At 41.4% G+C, this 17891-nt stretch carries 17 protein-coding genes and 1 tRNA gene; all 18 read left to right on the top strand.

The genetic code is table 11. The annotated features are described in order from the left end of the window. Positions 1-73, top strand: a tRNA-Trp gene (locus tag BLW31_RS16780). Between the two features lie 14 nt (positions 74-87). Then, on the top strand, positions 88-279 hold the full coding sequence (gene secE / locus BLW31_RS16775; RefSeq protein ID WP_004296363.1) for a preprotein translocase subunit SecE: 192 nt from the start codon (positions 88-90) through the stop codon (positions 277-279). Between the two features lie 17 nt (positions 280-296). Further along, the gene (nusG, locus tag BLW31_RS16770; RefSeq protein WP_004296362.1) at positions 297-839 is read left to right on the top strand and encodes a transcription termination/antitermination protein NusG; all 543 of its coding nucleotides are present in this window, start codon (positions 297-299) and stop codon (positions 837-839) included. Between the two features lie 61 nt (positions 840-900). Continuing rightward, positions 901-1344 carry a 50S ribosomal protein L11 gene (gene rplK / locus BLW31_RS16765; RefSeq protein ID WP_008762027.1) on the top strand — a complete coding sequence of 148 codons (444 nt, stop codon included), beginning with the start codon at positions 901-903 and terminating at the stop codon, positions 1342-1344. Between the two features lie 15 nt (positions 1345-1359). Beyond that, a complete protein-coding gene (rplA, locus tag BLW31_RS16760) occupies positions 1360-2058 on the top strand; it encodes a 50S ribosomal protein L1 (RefSeq protein ID WP_010535562.1) in 699 nt (232 codons plus the stop codon). A gap of 15 nt (positions 2059-2073) precedes the next feature. Then, entirely contained in the window at positions 2074-2592 is a 519-nt protein-coding gene (rplJ, locus tag BLW31_RS16755) for a 50S ribosomal protein L10 (protein WP_010535561.1), read from the top strand. A 47-nt stretch (positions 2593-2639) separates the two neighbouring features. Then, on the top strand, positions 2640-3014 hold the full coding sequence (gene rplL, locus BLW31_RS16750) for a 50S ribosomal protein L7/L12 (protein ID WP_002558082.1): 375 nt from the start codon (positions 2640-2642) through the stop codon (positions 3012-3014). Positions 3015-3118: 104 nt separating this feature from the next. Beyond that, positions 3119-6931 (top strand): DNA-directed RNA polymerase subunit beta, encoded by a 3813-nt coding sequence (gene rpoB / locus BLW31_RS16745; RefSeq protein ID WP_008762029.1) that lies wholly within the window; start codon positions 3119-3121, stop codon positions 6929-6931. 106 nt (positions 6932-7037) lie between these two features. Continuing rightward, positions 7038-11321, top strand: a complete 4284-nt coding sequence (gene rpoC / locus BLW31_RS16740; RefSeq protein WP_008762030.1) for a DNA-directed RNA polymerase subunit beta' — start codon at positions 7038-7040, stop codon at positions 11319-11321. A 143-nt stretch (positions 11322-11464) separates the two neighbouring features. Continuing rightward, a complete protein-coding gene (locus tag BLW31_RS16735) occupies positions 11465-11770 on the top strand; it encodes a DUF3467 domain-containing protein (protein WP_008762031.1) in 306 nt (101 codons plus the stop codon). Between the two features lie 136 nt (positions 11771-11906). Then, positions 11907-12308 (top strand): 30S ribosomal protein S12, encoded by a 402-nt coding sequence (rpsL, locus tag BLW31_RS16730; protein WP_005675419.1) that lies wholly within the window; start codon positions 11907-11909, stop codon positions 12306-12308. 143 nt (positions 12309-12451) lie between these two features. Continuing rightward, a complete protein-coding gene (rpsG, locus tag BLW31_RS16725) occupies positions 12452-12928 on the top strand; it encodes a 30S ribosomal protein S7 (RefSeq protein WP_008762032.1) in 477 nt (158 codons plus the stop codon). 55 nt (positions 12929-12983) lie between these two features. Next, complete coding sequence (gene fusA, locus BLW31_RS16720) at positions 12984-15101, top strand: elongation factor G (protein WP_008762033.1); 2118 nt, start codon at positions 12984-12986, stop codon at positions 15099-15101. Between the two features lie 84 nt (positions 15102-15185). Further along, positions 15186-15491 (top strand): 30S ribosomal protein S10, encoded by a 306-nt coding sequence (rpsJ, locus tag BLW31_RS16715; protein ID WP_002558075.1) that lies wholly within the window; start codon positions 15186-15188, stop codon positions 15489-15491. Between the two features lie 18 nt (positions 15492-15509). Continuing rightward, complete coding sequence (gene rplC, locus BLW31_RS16710; RefSeq protein ID WP_008762034.1) at positions 15510-16127, top strand: 50S ribosomal protein L3; 618 nt, start codon at positions 15510-15512, stop codon at positions 16125-16127. Then, a complete protein-coding gene (gene rplD, locus BLW31_RS16705; RefSeq protein ID WP_008762035.1) occupies positions 16127-16753 on the top strand; it encodes a 50S ribosomal protein L4 in 627 nt (208 codons plus the stop codon). The genes rplC and rplD overlap by 1 nt, the downstream gene beginning before the upstream one ends. A gap of 16 nt (positions 16754-16769) precedes the next feature. Beyond that, a complete protein-coding gene (gene rplW, locus BLW31_RS16700) occupies positions 16770-17060 on the top strand; it encodes a 50S ribosomal protein L23 (protein WP_007747932.1) in 291 nt (96 codons plus the stop codon). A gap of 5 nt (positions 17061-17065) precedes the next feature. Then, complete coding sequence (rplB, locus tag BLW31_RS16695; protein ID WP_008765427.1) at positions 17066-17890, top strand: 50S ribosomal protein L2; 825 nt, start codon at positions 17066-17068, stop codon at positions 17888-17890. The last annotated feature ends 1 nt before the right edge of the window (position 17891 follow it).

The following is a 17891-nucleotide window of genomic DNA, read 5'->3' as shown; positions in this document are numbered from 1 at the left end:
ACGGGAGTAGCTCAGTTGGTAGAGCACCGGTCTCCAAAACCGGGTGTCGGGAGTTCGAGCCTCTCCTCCCGTGCTAATATTATTGAAATGAAAAAGGTAATAGCTTATATTAAAGAATCTTACGACGAACTTGTTCATAAAGTATCGTGGCCTACGTATTCCGAACTTGCTAACAGTGCAGTAGTTGTTTTATATGCTTCCCTGCTTATTGCATTGGTAGTATGGGGTATGGATGTCTGTTTCCAGAACTTCATGGAAAAAATTGTTTATCCACATTAAAAAAATAGGAATTGAAAATGGCTGAGATTGAAAAGAAATGGTACGTTCTGCGTGCTATTAGCGGAAAAGAAGCTAAGGTAAAGGAATATCTTGAAGCTGATCTTAAAAACAGCGACCTTGGTGAATATGTATCTCAGGTATTGATTCCAACTGAAAAAGTGTATCAGGTTCGCAATGGTAAAAAAATTGTGAAAGAGAGAAGTTATCTCCCTGGTTACGTTTTAGTGGAGGCTGCTTTGGTCGGTGAGGTCGCTCATCACCTACGCAATACTCCGAATGTGATAGGCTTTTTAGGTGGCTCCGAAAAACCGGTGCCTCTCAGACAATCAGAAGTGAATCGTATACTTGGTACAGTAGACGAGCTACAGGAAACGGGTGAAGAACTCAATATTCCGTATGTAGTGGGTGAGACTGTGAAAGTTACTTTTGGTCCTTTCAGCGGATTCAGTGGTATCATTGAAGAAGTGAATAGCGAAAAGAAGAAACTAAAGGTCATGGTGAAGATATTCGGGCGCAAAACGCCGCTTGAATTAGGCTTTATGCAAGTGGAAAAAGAATAACGCGGAATTGTTACGCTGTTGTTGTTCTTCGTTTAATGTTTATATATAAATCAATAAAAAAATGGCTAAAGAAGTTGCTGGACTAATCAAGTTACAGATTAAAGGAGGCGCTGCAAATCCATCACCCCCAGTTGGACCTGCTTTGGGTTCCAAGGGTATTAATATCATGGAATTTTGCAAGCAATTCAATGCCAGAACCCAAGACAAGGCAGGTAAGATTTTGCCTGTTATCATTACTTACTACGCAGATAAGTCTTTCGATTTTGTAATCAAGACTCCTCCCGTTGCTATTCAATTGCTTGAAGTAGCTAAGGTAAAGAGTGGTTCTGCTGAGCCTAACCGTAAGAAAGTTGCCGAGCTTACTTGGGAACAGATTCGTACGATTGCTCAGGACAAAATGGTTGACTTAAACTGTTTTACTGTGGATGCTGCCATGAGAATGGTTGCTGGTACAGCTAGAAGTATGGGTATCGCTGTAAAAGGGGAGTTCCCGGTTAATAACTAATAAACTTCAATTGTAATGGGTAAACTGACAAAAAATCAAAAGTTAGCTGCAGAAAAAATTGAAGCAGGGAAAGCATACTCACTGAAAGAAGCTGCATCTTTAGTAAAAGAAATTACTTTCACTAAATTTGATGCCTCACTGGATATTGACGTACGTTTAGGTGTAGACCCACGTAAAGCTAACCAGATGGTGAGAGGTGTTGTTTCACTTCCTCATGGTACTGGTAAAGAAGTACGTGTTTTGGTACTCTGTACACCGGATGCTGAAGCTGCTGCAAAAGAAGCTGGTGCTGACTATGTTGGTCTTGACGAATATATTGAAAAGATCAAAGGTGGATGGACTGATATTGATGTAATTATCACTATGCCATCTATCATGGGTAAAATTGGTGCACTCGGTCGTGTACTCGGTCCTCGTGGATTGATGCCTAACCCGAAGAGTGGTACTGTAACTATGGATGTTGCTAAAGCTGTAAAAGAAGTAAAACAAGGTAAGATTGACTTTAAAGTTGATAAGAGCGGTATCGTTCATACTTCTATCGGTAAGGTATCATTCAGTCCTGATCAGATTCGCGACAACGCGAAAGAGTTTATCTCTACTCTGAACAAACTGAAACCGACCGCAGCAAAGGGTACATATATTAAGAGTATTTATCTTTCTAGTACAATGAGTGCGGGTATCAAGATCGACCCGAAATCAGTGGAAGAAATCTAATAAAACAGAGAAATAATGAGAAAGGAAGATAAAAATTCGATTATAGAGCAAATTGCTGCTACAGTAAAGGAATATAACCACTTCTACCTGGTAGACGTTACAGCGATGAACGCTACTGCTACAAGTGCATTGAGAAGAGATTGTTTCAAATCTGACATCAAATTGATGGTAGTTAAGAATACATTGCTTCACAAAGCTCTTGAGAGCCTGGAAGAAGACTTCTCTCCTCTTTACGGTTCTTTGAAAGGTACAACAGCTGTTATGTTTTGCAACACTGCAAACGTACCTGCTAAACTGATCAAGGACAAAGCTAAAGACGGAATTCCCGGACTGAAAGCTGCATATGCAGAAGAAAGCTTCTATATTGGTGCAGACCAATTGGATGCTCTCGTTGCTATCAAGAGTAAGAACGAAGTCATCGCCGATATCGTTGCATTGTTGCAATCTCCGGCCAAGAATGTTATTTCTGCTCTTCAATCAGGTGGTAACACCCTTCACGGAGTTCTCAAAACTCTTGGTGAGAGACCCGAATAATTTTCAAAAAACAACAAAGTATTTAAACAATTAAAATCATACAAAAAATGGCAGATTTGAAAGCTTTTGCAGAACAATTAGTTAACTTGACAGTAAAAGAAGTTAATGAACTTGCAACTATCCTTAAAGAAGAATACGGTATTGAACCTGCTGCTGCAGCTGTTGCTGTTGCTGCTGGTCCTGCAGCTGGTGCTGCTGCTGTAGAAGAAAAAACTTCTTTCGACGTAGTATTGAAGAGTGCTGGTGCAGCTAAACTTCAGGTTGTTAAGGCCGTTAAGGAAGCTTGTGGTCTTGGCTTGAAAGAAGCTAAGGACATGGTAGACGGTGCTCCTAGTGTAGTAAAAGAAGGTTTGGCTAAAGACGAAGCAGAATCATTGAAGAAAACATTGGAAGAAGCTGGAGCTGAAGTTGAACTTAAATAACATTAGCCTGGTAATCAGGTAATTCGGTTAGGAATCCTTCGCAAGAGGATTCTTAACCTTTTTGTGTATATATTTCAAATTAAGTTCTCCAAATTCATTCACAGATGTCTTCAAATACTGTAAATCAAAGAGTTAATTTTGCTTCGACTAAGAATCCGCTTGAATATCCGGATTTCCTGGAAGTACAATTGAAGTCATTCCAAGACTTTCTACAATTAGATACCCCACCTGAAAAGCGCAAGAATGAGGGTTTGTATAAAGTATTTGCTGAAAACTTCCCTATTGCCGATACAAGAAACAATTTTGTTCTTGAGTTTTTGGATTATTATATTGATCCGCCGCGCTATACCATCGATGATTGTATAGAGCGTGGGCTCACATATAGTGTTCCTTTGAAAGCGAAACTTAAGCTGTACTGTACTGACCCCGATCATGAGGATTTTGATACAGTTATTCAGGACGTATTCCTCGGCCCGATTCCTTATATGACTGACAAGGCTACTTTCGTCATTAACGGTGCCGAACGTGTAGTTGTGTCACAGCTTCACCGTTCTCCGGGTGTGTTCTTCGGTCAGAGTGTACATGCCAATGGTACGAAACTTTATTCGGCTCGTATTATCCCGTTTAAAGGTTCGTGGATTGAGTTTGCTACTGACATCAATAATGTGATGTATGCATACATCGACCGTAAGAAGAAATTGCCGGTAACTACTTTGTTACGTGCGATTGGCTTCGAGAACGATAAGGATATTCTTGAGATTTTCAACCTTGCAGAAGATGTGAAGGTAAACAAGACAAATCTGAAGAGAGTTCTAGGTCGTAAGTTAGCTGCACGTGTTTTGAAAACATGGATTGAAGATTTCGTTGATGAAGATACCGGTGAAGTGGTTTCTATCGAACGTAACGAGGTTATTATCGACCGTGAAACCGTGCTGGAGGAAGTACATATTGATGAAATTTTGGAATCGGGAGTTCAAAACATCCTTTTACATAAGGACGAGCCGAATCAATCTGATTTCTCTATTATATATAATACCCTGCAGAAGGACCCGAGTAACTCGGAAAAGGAAGCTGTGTTGTATATCTACCGTCAGTTGCGTAACGCTGATCCGGCTGATGACGCAAGTGCACGTGAAGTTATCAACAACTTGTTCTTCTCAGAAAAACGATATGACCTTGGTGATGTAGGTCGATACAGAATTAACAAGAAGTTGAATCTGACGACTGATATGGACGTGCGTGTCCTCACGAAGGAAGATATCATTGAAATCATTAAATATCTGATTGAGTTGATTAACTCAAAAGCGGATGTGGATGATATTGACCACTTGAGTAACCGTCGTGTGCGTACAGTTGGTGAGCAGCTTTCTAATCAGTTTGCTGTTGGTCTGGCTCGTATGTCTCGTACGATTCGTGAACGTATGAATGTTCGTGACAATGAAGTATTTACTCCGATCGATTTGATCAATGCGAAGACTATTTCTTCTGTGATCAACTCTTTCTTTGGAACAAATGCTTTGTCACAGTTCATGGACCAGACAAACCCGCTGGCTGAAATTACGCACAAGCGTCGTATGTCTGCACTGGGGCCTGGTGGTCTTTCTCGTGAACGTGCCGGATTTGAGGTTCGTGACGTTCACTATACACACTATGGTCGTCTATGCCCGATTGAGACTCCTGAAGGTCCGAATATCGGTTTGATCTCTTCCTTGTGTGTATTCGCTAAAATTAATGAGCTGGGATTCATTGAAACTCCGTACCGTAAAGTGGAAAACGGAAAAGTGGATCTTTCCGATAATGGTCTGGTTTATCTGACTGCTGAAGAAGAAGAAGAAAAGATTATTGCACAGGGTAATGCTCCGTTGAATGATGACGGTACATTTGTCCGCAATAAAGTTAAATCTCGTCAGGACGCTGACTTCCCGGTTGTAGAACCGTCTGAAGTAGATTTGATGGACGTTTCTCCTCAGCAGATTGCATCGATTGCTGCTTCACTGATTCCGTTCCTGGAACATGATGATGCTAACCGTGCATTGATGGGATCAAACATGATGCGCCAGGCAGTTCCTTTGTTGAGAAGTGAAGCTCCGATTGTAGGTACAGGTATCGAACGTCAGTTAGTGAGAGACTCTCGCACGCAGATTACTGCAGAAGGCGATGGTGTTGTTGACTTCGTTGATGCAACTACGATCCGTATTTTGTATGACCGTACAGAAGACGAAGAATTTGTAAGCTTCGAGCCTGCTTTGAAAGAATATAGAATTCCGAAGTTCCGTAAGACGAACCAGAACATGACTATTGACTTGCGTCCGATTTGTGACAAAGGTCAGCGCGTGAAGAAGGGTGACATCCTGACTGAAGGTTATTCTACCGAAAAGGGTGAATTAGCTTTGGGTAAAAACCTGTTGGTTGCTTATATGCCATGGAAGGGATATAACTATGAGGATGCTATCGTATTGAACGAACGCGTGGTTCGCGAGGACTTGTTGACTTCTGTTCACGTAGAAGAATACTCTCTGGAAGTTCGTGAAACGAAGCGCGGTATGGAAGAATTGACTTCTGATATTCCGAATGTAAGTGAGGAAGCTACTAAAGACCTGGATGAAAATGGTATCGTAAGAATCGGTGCGCGTATCGAACCGGGTGATATCATGATCGGTAAGATTACTCCGAAAGGTGAATCTGATCCTTCTCCGGAAGAAAAACTGCTTCGTGCTATCTTCGGTGATAAGGCAGGTGATGTGAAAGATGCTTCTTTAAAAGCTTCTCCTTCTTTGAAAGGTGTTGTTATTGATAAGAAACTTTTCTCACGTGTAATCAAGAACCGTAGCTCTAAACTGGCGGATAAAGCATTGTTGCCTAAGATTGACGATGAGTTTGAATCAAAGGTTGCAGACTTGAAGCGTATTCTGGTTAAGAAACTGATGACTTTGACTGAAGGCAAGGTTTCTCAGGGTGTGAAAGACTACTTGGGCGCAGAAGTTATTGCTAAGGGATCTAAGTTCAGTGCTTCTGATTTTGATTCACTTGACTTTACTTCTATTCAGCTGAGTAACTGGACTAGTGATGACCATACTAATGGTATGGTTCGTGATCTGGTTATGAACTTTATCAAGAAATACAAAGAACTGGATGCTGAATTGAAACGTAAGAAGTTTGCTATCACTATCGGTGATGAACTTCCGGCTGGTATCATTCAGATGGCTAAAGTATATATTGCTAAGAAACGTAAGATTGGTGTAGGTGATAAGATGGCAGGTCGTCACGGAAACAAGGGTATCGTGTCACGTGTTGTACGTCAGGAAGATATGCCGTTCTTGGCAGATGGTACTCCGGTTGACATTGTACTGAATCCGTTGGGTGTGCCTTCTCGTATGAACATTGGTCAGATTTTTGAAGCTGTATTAGGTCGTGCCGGAAAAACTTTGGGCGTGAAATTTGCAACTCCTATTTTTGACGGTGCTACGATGGACGACTTGGATCAGTGGACAGACAAAGCGGGATTGCCACGTTACTGTAAAACTTATCTTTGTGATGGTGGTACAGGTGAGCAATTTGACCAGGCAGCAACCGTAGGTGTGACTTATATGCTGAAGCTGGGGCACATGGTTGAAGACAAGATGCACGCTCGTTCTATCGGTCCGTACTCATTGATTACTCAGCAACCTCTTGGTGGTAAAGCACAATTCGGTGGTCAGCGTTTCGGAGAAATGGAGGTTTGGGCACTCGAAGGCTTCGGTGCTGCTCATATCCTGCAGGAAATCTTGACTATTAAGTCTGACGACGTAGTAGGACGTTCTAAGGCTTATGAAGCAATTGTGAAAGGTGAACCGATGCCGCAACCCGGTATTCCGGAATCCTTGAACGTATTGTTACACGAGTTGAGAGGTTTAGGTTTGAGTATCAACCTAGAATAAAATAATGAAAGAATGCAGGATGTCAATAGGCCGATGAAGGTCTGTTGACATTCGCATCTTCTTCAATTTCCAATGATTCAATTATCAAATCTCAATTATATAGAGTATGGCTTTTAGAAAAGAAAATAAGACGAAAAGCAATTTCTCGAAGATCTCAATTGGTCTGGCTTCTCCGGAAGAAATCCTAGAGAATTCGAGTGGTGAAGTTTTGAAGCCTGAAACCATAAATTACCGTACGTACAAACCCGAACGCGATGGTTTGTTCTGCGAGCGCATTTTTGGTCCCATTAAGGATTACGAATGCCATTGCGGTAAATATAAGCGTATCCGTTATAAAGGTATCGTCTGCGACCGTTGTGGTGTAGAAGTTACAGAAAAGAAAGTACGCCGTGAACGTATGGGACATATACAGCTGGTGGTGCCGGTGGCACACATCTGGTATTTCCGTTCGCTTCCAAATAAGATCGGTTATTTGCTCGGACTGCCGACAAAGAAGCTGGATTCGATTATATATTACGAACGTTATGTTGTTATTCAGCCGGGTGTAAAGGCTGAAGATGGCATTGCCGAATATGATTTACTTTCTGAAGAAGAATATCTGGATATTCTGGATACACTTCCGAAGGACAATCAATATCTGGAGGATAATGATCCGAATAAGTTCATCGCTAAGATGGGAGCTGAAGCAATCTATGATTTGCTGGCTCGTTTGGATCTGGATGCTCTGTCTTATGAATTGCGTCACCGTGCAGGCAATGATGCTTCACAGCAACGTAAGAATGAGGCATTGAAACGTCTGCAGGTTGTAGAATCGTTCCGTGCATCACGTGGACGTAACAAGCCGGAATGGATGATTGTACGTATCGTACCGGTTATTCCGCCCGAACTTCGTCCATTGGTTCCATTGGATGGTGGTCGTTTTGCTACTTCTGACTTGAATGACCTTTATCGTCGTGTTATCATTCGTAACAACCGTCTGAAGAGATTGATCGAAATCAAAGCTCCGGAAGTAATCTTGCGTAATGAGAAACGTATGCTTCAGGAATCTGTAGACTCATTGTTCGATAATTCACGTAAATCAAGTGCAGTGAAGACGGATGCTAACCGCCCGTTGAAATCACTGTCTGATAGCTTGAAAGGTAAACAAGGACGTTTCCGTCAGAACTTGCTGGGTAAACGTGTTGACTACTCTGCACGTTCGGTAATTGTCGTTGGTCCGGAACTGAAGATGGGTGAGTGCGGTATTCCTAAATTGATGGCTGCCGAACTTTATAAGCCGTTTATTATCCGTAAGCTCATTGAACGTGGTATCGTTAAGACGGTGAAATCTGCAAAGAAGATTGTAGATCGTAAGGAAGCGGTGATCTGGGATATTCTGGAACACGTAATGAAAGGACATCCTGTACTGTTGAACCGTGCTCCGACATTGCACCGTTTGGGTATCCAGGCATTCCAGCCGAAGATGATCGAAGGCAAAGCTATCCAGTTGCACCCGTTGGCATGTACGGCATTCAACGCCGACTTTGACGGTGACCAGATGGCTGTTCACTTGCCTTTGAGTAACGAAGCAATTCTTGAAGCTCAGATGTTGATGCTTCAGTCACATAATATCCTGAATCCGGCAAATGGTGCGCCTATTACTGTGCCTGCACAGGATATGGTTCTTGGTTTGTATTATATTACCAAGTTGCGTGCCGGTGCTAAGGGAGAAGGACTTACATTCTACGGACCGGAAGAAGCATTAATTGCTTATAATGAAGGTAAGGTAGATATTCATGCTCCGGTAAAGGTTATCGTGAAAGACGTTGATGAAAATGGTAACATTGTTGACGTTATGCGTGAAACCTCTGTAGGACGTGTGATTGTTAATGAAATTGTTCCTCCTGAAGCAGGTTATATCAATACGATTATTTCTAAGAAATCTCTTCGTGATATCATTAGTGATGTAATCAAGGTTTGTGGTGTGGCTAAAGCTGCAGACTTCTTGGATGGAATCAAGAACTTAGGTTACCAAATGGCCTTTAAGGGTGGTTTGTCATTCAACTTGGGTGATATTATTATCCCGAAAGAAAAAGAGACATTGGTACAAAAAGGTTACGACGAAGTTGAACAAGTCGTAAATAACTATAATATGGGGTTCATTACCAACAACGAACGTTATAATCAGGTAATTGATATCTGGACACATGTGAACTCTGAGTTGTCTAACATCTTGATGAAAACTATTTCTTCGGATGACCAAGGATTTAACTCTGTATACATGATGCTGGATTCGGGTGCCCGTGGTTCTAAAGAACAGATTCGTCAGTTGTCCGGTATGCGTGGTTTGATGGCTAAGCCCCAGAAAGCTGGTGCTGAAGGTGGTCAGATTATTGAAAACCCGATCTTGTCAAACTTTAAAGAGGGACTTTCTGTGTTGGAGTACTTTATCTCCACTCACGGTGCCCGTAAAGGTTTGGCGGATACCGCTTTGAAGACTGCCGATGCCGGATATTTGACTCGTCGTCTGGTAGACGTTTCTCACGACGTGATCATCACAGAAGAAGACTGCGGTACACTTCGTGGATTGGTTTGTACAGACTTGAAGAATAACGATGAAGTAATCGCTACCCTGTATGAACGCATCTTAGGTCGTGTTTCTGTACATGATATTATTCATCCTACTACAGGCGAATTGCTTGTTGCCGGTGGTGAAGAAATCACAGAAGAAGTTGCTAAGAAGATTCAGGATTCTCCGATTGAAAGCGTTGAAATCCGTTCTGTATTGACTTGTGAAGCGAAGAAGGGTGTTTGTGCTAAGTGTTACGGACGTAACCTGGCAACAAGCCGCATGGTTCAGAAGGGTGAGGCTGTCGGTGTAATTGCTGCTCAGTCAATCGGTGAGCCGGGTACACAGTTGACATTGCGTACATTCCACGCCGGTGGTACTGCTGCGAATATTGCGGCAAATGCAAGTATTGTGGCTAAGAACAGTGCTCGTCTGGAATTTGAAGAACTTCGTACGGTAGATATCGTAGACGAAATGGGTGAAGCTGCAAAAGTAGTGGTAGGCCGTTTGGCTGAAGTTCGTTTTGTGGACGTAAATACTGGTATCGTTCTTTCTACGCACAATGTACCTTATGGTTCTACATTATATGTTTCGGATGGTGATCTGGTTGAAAAGGGTAAGTTAATTGCTAAATGGGACCCGTTCAATGCCGTTATTATAACTGAAGCAACTGGTAAGATTGAATTCGAAGGTGTAATTGAGAATGTTACTTATAAAGTGGAATCGGATGAAGCAACCGGTCTTCGTGAAATCATTATTATTGAATCTAAGGATAAAACGAAAGTTCCTTCGGCTCATATCCTGACAGAAGACGGTGATTTGATTCGTACTTATAATTTACCGGTAGGTGGTCACGTGATTATTGAAAATGGTCAGAAAGTGAAAGCCGGTGAAGTAATCGTGAAGATTCCGCGTGCTGTAGGTAAGGCGGGTGACATCACGGGTGGTCTTCCTCGTGTTACTGAGTTGTTTGAAGCACGTAATCCGTCTAATCCTGCTGTCGTTTCTGAAATTGACGGTGAGGTTACAATGGGTAAGATCAAGCGTGGTAACCGTGAAATCATCGTAACTTCGAAAACAGGTGAAGTGAAGAAGTATCTTGTTGCATTGTCCAAACAGATTCTGGTTCAGGAGAACGACTATGTGCGTGCTGGTACTCCATTATCTGACGGTGCTACTACTCCGGCTGATATCCTGGCAATTAAAGGTCCTACGGCTGTACAGGAATATATTGTGAATGAAGTTCAGGATGTATACCGTCTGCAGGGTGTGAAGATCAATGATAAGCATTTTGAGATTATCGTTCGCCAGATGATGCGTAAGGTTCAGATCGATGAGCCGGGTGATACTCGCTTCTTGGAACAACAGGTAGTGGATAAGCTTGAGTTTATGGAAGAGAACGATCGTATCTGGGGTAAGAAAGTCGTTGTTGATGCAGGTGATTCTCAGAATATGCAGCCGGGACAGATTGTGACTGCCCGCAAGTTGCGTGATGAGAACAGTATGCTGAAGCGCCGTGACTTGAAACCTGTTGAGGTACGTGATGCTGTAGCTGCAACTTCTACTCAGATTCTTCAGGGTATTACGCGTGCTGCACTGCAGACTTCAAGCTTTATGTCAGCTGCATCCTTCCAGGAAACAACGAAGGTATTGAATGAGGCTGCTATCAATGGCAAGACAGATAAACTTGAAGGAATGAAGGAAAACGTAATTTGCGGTCACTTAATTCCGGCAGGTACAGGTCAGCGTGAATTTGAAAAGATTATCGTTGGTTCAAAAGAAGAGTATGATCGTATCTTGGCGAACAAGAAGACAGTACTTGATTACAATGAAGTAGAATAATACAATTCAATTGACTATATGAAAAAGGAGCGATTGCTGTAATAGGGCAGTTGCTCCTTTTTTTGTTTCTTTTACCTGACTGTATCATTCTTATCTCGATAAAATTTTGTTATTTTGCAAAAAAACATTTTATCTTATTTAATATGGAAGAACAAAATAACAACCAGTTACAGATCGAGTTGAAAGAAGAAGTAGCGCAAGGAACTTATGCGAATCTTGCAATCATTACTCATTCAAGCTCAGAGTTTATTCTAGACTTTGTACGGGTTATGCCAGGAGTGCCGAAAGCAGGAGTGCAATCTCGTATTATAGTAGCTCCAGAACACGCAAAACGCTTGTTGCGGGCATTGGAGGATAACATAGCAAAGTATGAACGTGCTTTTGGACCTATTCGTATTTCTGAAGAGTCACCGATGCCTCCGCTAAGTGTTGTAAAAGGCGAAGCATGAGGTTGATATAAAAACATTAAAAAAGAAAAAAAAGTTGTAGCGCATTGAATATTCAAATATTATTCGTATTTTTGCAGCCCAAAATGTATAGTTACGAAATTAATATAACAATAATATAAATCAAAAAACAATTAAAATGCCTACAATTCAGCAATTAGTAAGAAAAGGACGCGAAGTGCTGGTGGAGAAAAGTAAATCTCCAGCCTTGGATTCATGTCCTCAAAGACGTGGCGTTTGCGTGAGAGTATATACTACTACTCCGAAGAAGCCGAACTCTGCAATGCGTAAAGTAGCTCGTGTACGTTTGACTAACCAAAAAGAGGTTAACTCATACATTCCGGGAGAAGGACACAACTTGCAGGAACACTCAATCGTTTTGGTACGTGGCGGTCGTGTAAAAGACCTTCCTGGTGTACGTTACCACATTGTACGTGGTACACTTGATACTGCAGGTGTTGCTGGTCGTACTCAAAGACGTTCTAAATACGGAGCTAAGCGTCCGAAACCAGGACAAGCTGCGCCGGCTAAGAAAAAATAAGGATTAAAACCTAATTAGAATTAAAGTAATAACTTACGTTTTAGTTTGTTGGAAATGCTAAAGGTTGAGTAAATTCTCCGGTGGGAGAGTTGAAGAAGTCAAGAAGTAGACAACCAAGAACAAAAACATTATTTTTCAAACAAATGAGAAAAGCAAAACCCAAAAAACGCGTAATCCTTCCGGATCCCGTTTTTAATGACCAAAAGGTTTCTAAGTTTGTAAACCATTTGATGTATGATGGTAAAAAGAATGCGTCTTATGAAATCTTTTATGCCGCTCTGGAAACAGTGAAAGCAAAACTTCCTAACGAAGAAAAATCAGCTCTCGAAATCTGGAAAAAGGCTTTGGATAATGTAACTCCGCAAGTAGAAGTAAAATCTCGTCGTGTAGGTGGTGCTACCTTCCAGGTTCCTACTGAAATCCGTCCTGATCGTAAAGAATCGGTTTCAATGAAAAACTTGATTCTGTTTGCTCGCAAAAGAGGTGGTAAATCTATGGCAGACAAATTGGCTGCTGAAATCATGGATGCCTTTAACGAACAAGGTGGTGCATACAAACGTAAAGAAGATATGCATAGAATGGCTGAAGCTAACCGTGCATTTGCCCATTTCAGATTCTAATACTATAAGAATATAACCGATTTAGATTAAAAACTTAAAGTAAAGGAATAAGAAAATGGCAAAGACAGATTTACATTTGACTCGTAATATCGGTATCATGGCTCACATTGATGCCGGAAAAACAACAACTTCTGAACGTATCCTGTTCTACACTGGATTGACTCACAAAATTGGTGAGGTACACGATGGCGCTGCAACAATGGACTGGATGGAACAGGAGCAAGAACGTGGTATTACTATTACATCTGCTGCAACAACAACAAGATGGAAATATGCTGGTGATACTTATAAAATCAACTTGATTGACACTCCGGGACACGTTGACTTTACTGCTGAAGTAGAACGTTCGTTACGTATCCTGGATGGTGCTGTGGCTGCTTACTGTGCAGTAGGTGGTGTAGAACCTCAATCAGAAACTGTATGGCGTCAAGCTGATAAGTATAATGTGCCACGTATTGCGTACGTAAACAAAATGGACCGTTCGGGTGCTGACTTCTTTGAGGTTGTACGCCAGATGAAAGCTGTTTTGGGTGCTAATCCTTGTCCAATCGTTGTTCCTATTGGTGCTGAGGAAACCTTCAAAGGTCTAGTAGACTTGATTAAAATGAAAGCTATCTATTGGCATGATGAAACAATGGGGGCTGACTATACAGTTGAAGAAATACCGGCAGATCTCGTTGATGAAGCAAATGAATGGAGAGATAAAATGCTTGAAAAGGTAGCTGAGTTTGACGATGCTTTGATGGAGAAATATTTCGACGATCCTTCTACTATTACAGAAGAAGAAGTGTTGAGAGCTCTCCGCAATGCAACAGTTCAGATGGCAGTTGTACCAATGTTGTGTGGCTCTTCATTTAAGAATAAGGGTGTTCAGACATTGTTGGATTATGTTTGTGCTTTCTTGCCTTCTCCATTGGATACTGAGAATGTGATTGGTACAAATCCGAATACAGGTGCAGAAGAAGATCGTAAACCGAGTGATGATGAGAAAACATCAGCTTTGGCATTTAAGATTGCTACTGACCCTTATGTAGGTCGTTTGACTTTCTTCCGTGTATATTCGGGTAAGATTGAAGCTGGTTCTTATATCTATAATTCTCGCTCTGGTAAGAAAGAACGTGTTTCTCGTCTGTTCCAGATGCATTCAAACAAGCAGAATCCGGTTGAAGTAATCGGTGCTGGTGATATTGGTGCAGGTGTAGGTTTTAAAGATATTCATACAGGTGATACGCTTTGTGATGAAACAGCTCCGATCGTATTAGAGTCTATGGACTTCCCAGAACCGGTAATCGGTATTGCAGTTGAGCCTAAAACTCAGAAAGACATGGATAAATTGTCTAACGGTTTGGCTAAGCTCGCTGAAGAAGATCCGACATTTACAGTTAAGACTGATGAGCAAACAGGACAGACTGTAATCTCTGGTATGGGTGAGTTGCACTTGGATATCATTATTGACCGTTTGAAACGTGAATTTAAAGTAGAATGTAACCAAGGTAAACCTCAGGTTAATTATAAAGAAGCTATCACTAAGACAGTTGATCTTCGTGAAGTTTATAAGAAACAGTCTGGTGGTCGTGGTAAGTTTGCAGATATTATCGTTAAGATCGGTCCTGTTGATGAAGATTTCAAAGAAGGCGGATTGCAGTTTATCGATGAAGTGAAGGGTGGTAATATTCCTAAAGAATTTATTCCTTCAGTTCAGAAAGGTTTCACAAGCGCAATGAAGAACGGTGTGTTGGCCGGATATCCGTTGGATTCAATGAAAGTAACTTTGATTGATGGTTCATTCCACCCGGTTGACTCTGACCAGTTGTCTTTCGAAATCTGTGCTATTCAGGCATATAAGAATGCATGTGCTAAAGCTGGTCCGGTATTGATGGAGCCTATCATGAAACTGGAGGTTGTTACTCCGGAAGAAAACATGGGTGATGTGATCGGTGACTTGAATAAGCGTCGTGGCCAGGTTGAAGGGATGGAATCTAGCCGTTCCGGTGCTCGTATCGTGAAAGCAATGGTGCCACTGGCTGAAATGTTTGGTTATGTAACAGCGTTACGTACTATTACATCAGGTCGCGCAACTTCATCAATGGTATATTCTCATCACGCTCAAGTTTCTAACTCTATTGCTAAGGCAGTATTGGAAGAAGTAAAAGGACGTGCTGATTTACTCTAAAAGAATATCAAAAGCAGCAGGCTAGCGAATGACTCTTAGCCTGCCGCTTTATCTTATTTATAAATATATTAATTTAAAACCATAATGAGTCAGAAAATTAGAATTAAATTGAAATCTTACGACCACAACTTGGTTGACAAGTCAGCTGAGAAGATTGTAAGAACCGTAAAGGCTACGGGTGCTATTGTTAGTGGTCCAATTCCTCTGCCTACGCACAAGCGTATCTTTACAGTAAACCGCTCGACTTTCGTTAACAAGAAGTCACGTGAACAGTTTGAACTCTCTTCTTATAAGAGATTGATCGACATCTATAGCTCAACTGCTAAGACAGTAGATGCTCTTATGAAGCTTGAGTTGCCGAGTGGTGTGGAAGTAGAAATTAAAGTTTGATAATTAAAAATTAGTGAAATGCCAGGATTATTAGGAAAAAAAATCGGAATGACATCCGTTTTCAGTGCTGATGGTAAGAATGTACCATGCACTGTTATCGAAGCAGGTCCTTGTGTTGTTACTCAGGTTAAAACTGTCGAAAAAGATGGCTATGCAGCTGTTCAGTTGGGTTTTCAGGACAAAAAGGAAAAACATACAACTAAACCGTTGATGGGTCACTTTAAGAGAGCTGGAGTAACACCGAAGAGACACTTGGCCGAGTTCAAAGAATTTGAAACAGAGTTGAATCTGGGTGATACTATTACTGTAGAGATGTTTAATGACGCTACTTTCGTAGATGTTGTCGGAACTTCTAAAGGTAAAGGCTTCCAGGGTGTAGTTAAGAGACATGGTTTCGGTGGTGTAGGTCAAGCTACTCACGGTCAGCATAATCGTGCTCGTAAGCCGGGTTCTATCGGTGCTTGTTCTTATCCAGCTAAAGTATTCAAAGGAATGCGCATGGGCGGACAGCTCGGTGGTGACAGAGTTACTGTTCAAAACTTGCAGGTATTAAAAGTAATCGCGGATCATAACCTTCTTTTGATCAAAGGTTCTATCCCGGGTTGCAAAGGTTCAATCGTAATAATTGAGAAATAATGGAAGTTAACGTATATAACATTAAAGGTGAAGACACTGGGAGAAAGGTTACGTTAAACGAATCTATCTTCGGAATTGAGCCCAACGACCACGCTATCTATTTGGATGTAAAGCAATTTATGGCCAACCAGCGTCAGGGTACTCATAAGTCAAAAGAAAGAAGTGAAATCAGTGGCTCTACTCGTAAGATCGGTCGCCAGAAAGGTGGTGGTGGAGCACGTCGTGGTGATATGAATTCACCGGTGCTCGTTGGTGGTGCTCGTGTTTTTGGTCCGAAACCAAGAGACTACTTCTTCAAGTTGAATAAAAAAGTTAAGACATTGGCTCGTAAGTCAGCATTGTCTTATAAAGTTCAGAACAACGCGCTTATTGTTGTTGAAGACTTCGTTTTTGAAGCTCCTAAGACAAAAGATTTCGTTGCTATGACAAAAAATCTTAAAGTTTCCGATAAAAAGCTACTCGTAATTTTACCGGAAGCAAATAAAAACGTATATTTGTCAGCTCGTAACATAGAGGGTGCAAACGTGCAGACTGTCTCAGGATTAAATACTTACAGAGTATTGAATGCTGGGGTTGTTGTGCTTACAGAAAACTCTTTGAAGGCTATTGACAATATCTTAATTTAAAAAGGAGGCTTAAATAATGGGAATTATTATTAAACCGTTGGTAACAGAGAAAATGACTGCAATCACTGATAAGCTGAATCGTTTCGGCTTTGTTGTACGTCCTGATGCTAACAAACTGGAAATTAAGAAGGAAGTTGAAGCTCTTTATAATGTTACTGTAGTTGATGTGAATACAGTGAAGTATGCAGGCAAAAATAAAAGCCGTTATACTAAAGCAGGTATCATCAATGGCCGTACGAATGCATTCAAAAAAGCAATTGTAACATTGAAAGAAGGAGATACTATTGATTTTTATAGTAATATTTAATAAAAATGGCAGTACGTAAATTAAAGCCCACAACACCGGGGCAAAGACATAAAATTATTGGTACTTTCGAAGAAATTACTGCATCAGTACCAGAAAAGTCTCTTGTATATGGTAAGAAATCATCTGGTGGTCGTAACAACGAAGGTAAGATGACTATGCGCTACATTGGTGGCGGTCATAGAAAGGTGATTAGAATTGTTGATTTCAAGAGAAACAAAGACGGTGTACCAGCAGTGGTTAAGACAATTGAATACGATCCGAATCGTTCGGCTCGTATCGCTTTGTTATATTACGCTGATGGAGAAAAAAGATATATTATTGCTCCCAATGGATTGCAAGTTGGTGCGACTCTGATGTCGGGTGAAACAGCAGCGCCAGAGATTGGTAATACTCTTCCCCTTCAGAACATTCCGGTTGGTACTGTAATTCACAATATTGAGTTACGTCCGGGACAGGGTGCTGCTCTGGTTAGATCAGCTGGAAACTTTGCTCAGTTAACTTCTCGTGAGGGTAAGTATTGTGTGATTAAATTGCCTTCAGGTGAAGTAAGACAGATTCTTAGCACTTGTAAAGCTACTATCGGTAGTGTTGGTAACTCAGATCATGGATTGGAACGCTCAGGTAAGGCTGGACGTTCTCGTTGGCAAGGTCGTCGTCCTCGTAACCGTGGTGTTGTAATGAACCCGGTTGATCACCCGATGGGTGGTGGTGAAGGACGTTCTTCCGGAGGACATCCAAGATCTCGTAAGGGATTGTACGCTAAGGGACTTAAGACTAGAGCTCCTAAGAAACAATCGTCTAAGTACATTATTGAGAGAAGAAAAAAGTAAT

The sequence above is a fragment of the Bacteroides faecis MAJ27 genome (genome assembly GCF_900106755.1).
Classification (GTDB): Bacteria; Bacteroidota; Bacteroidia; order Bacteroidales; family Bacteroidaceae; genus Bacteroides; species Bacteroides faecis.
The sequence above is the reverse complement of the archived record's forward strand: the minus strand, read 5'-3'. Positions and strand labels throughout refer to the sequence as shown.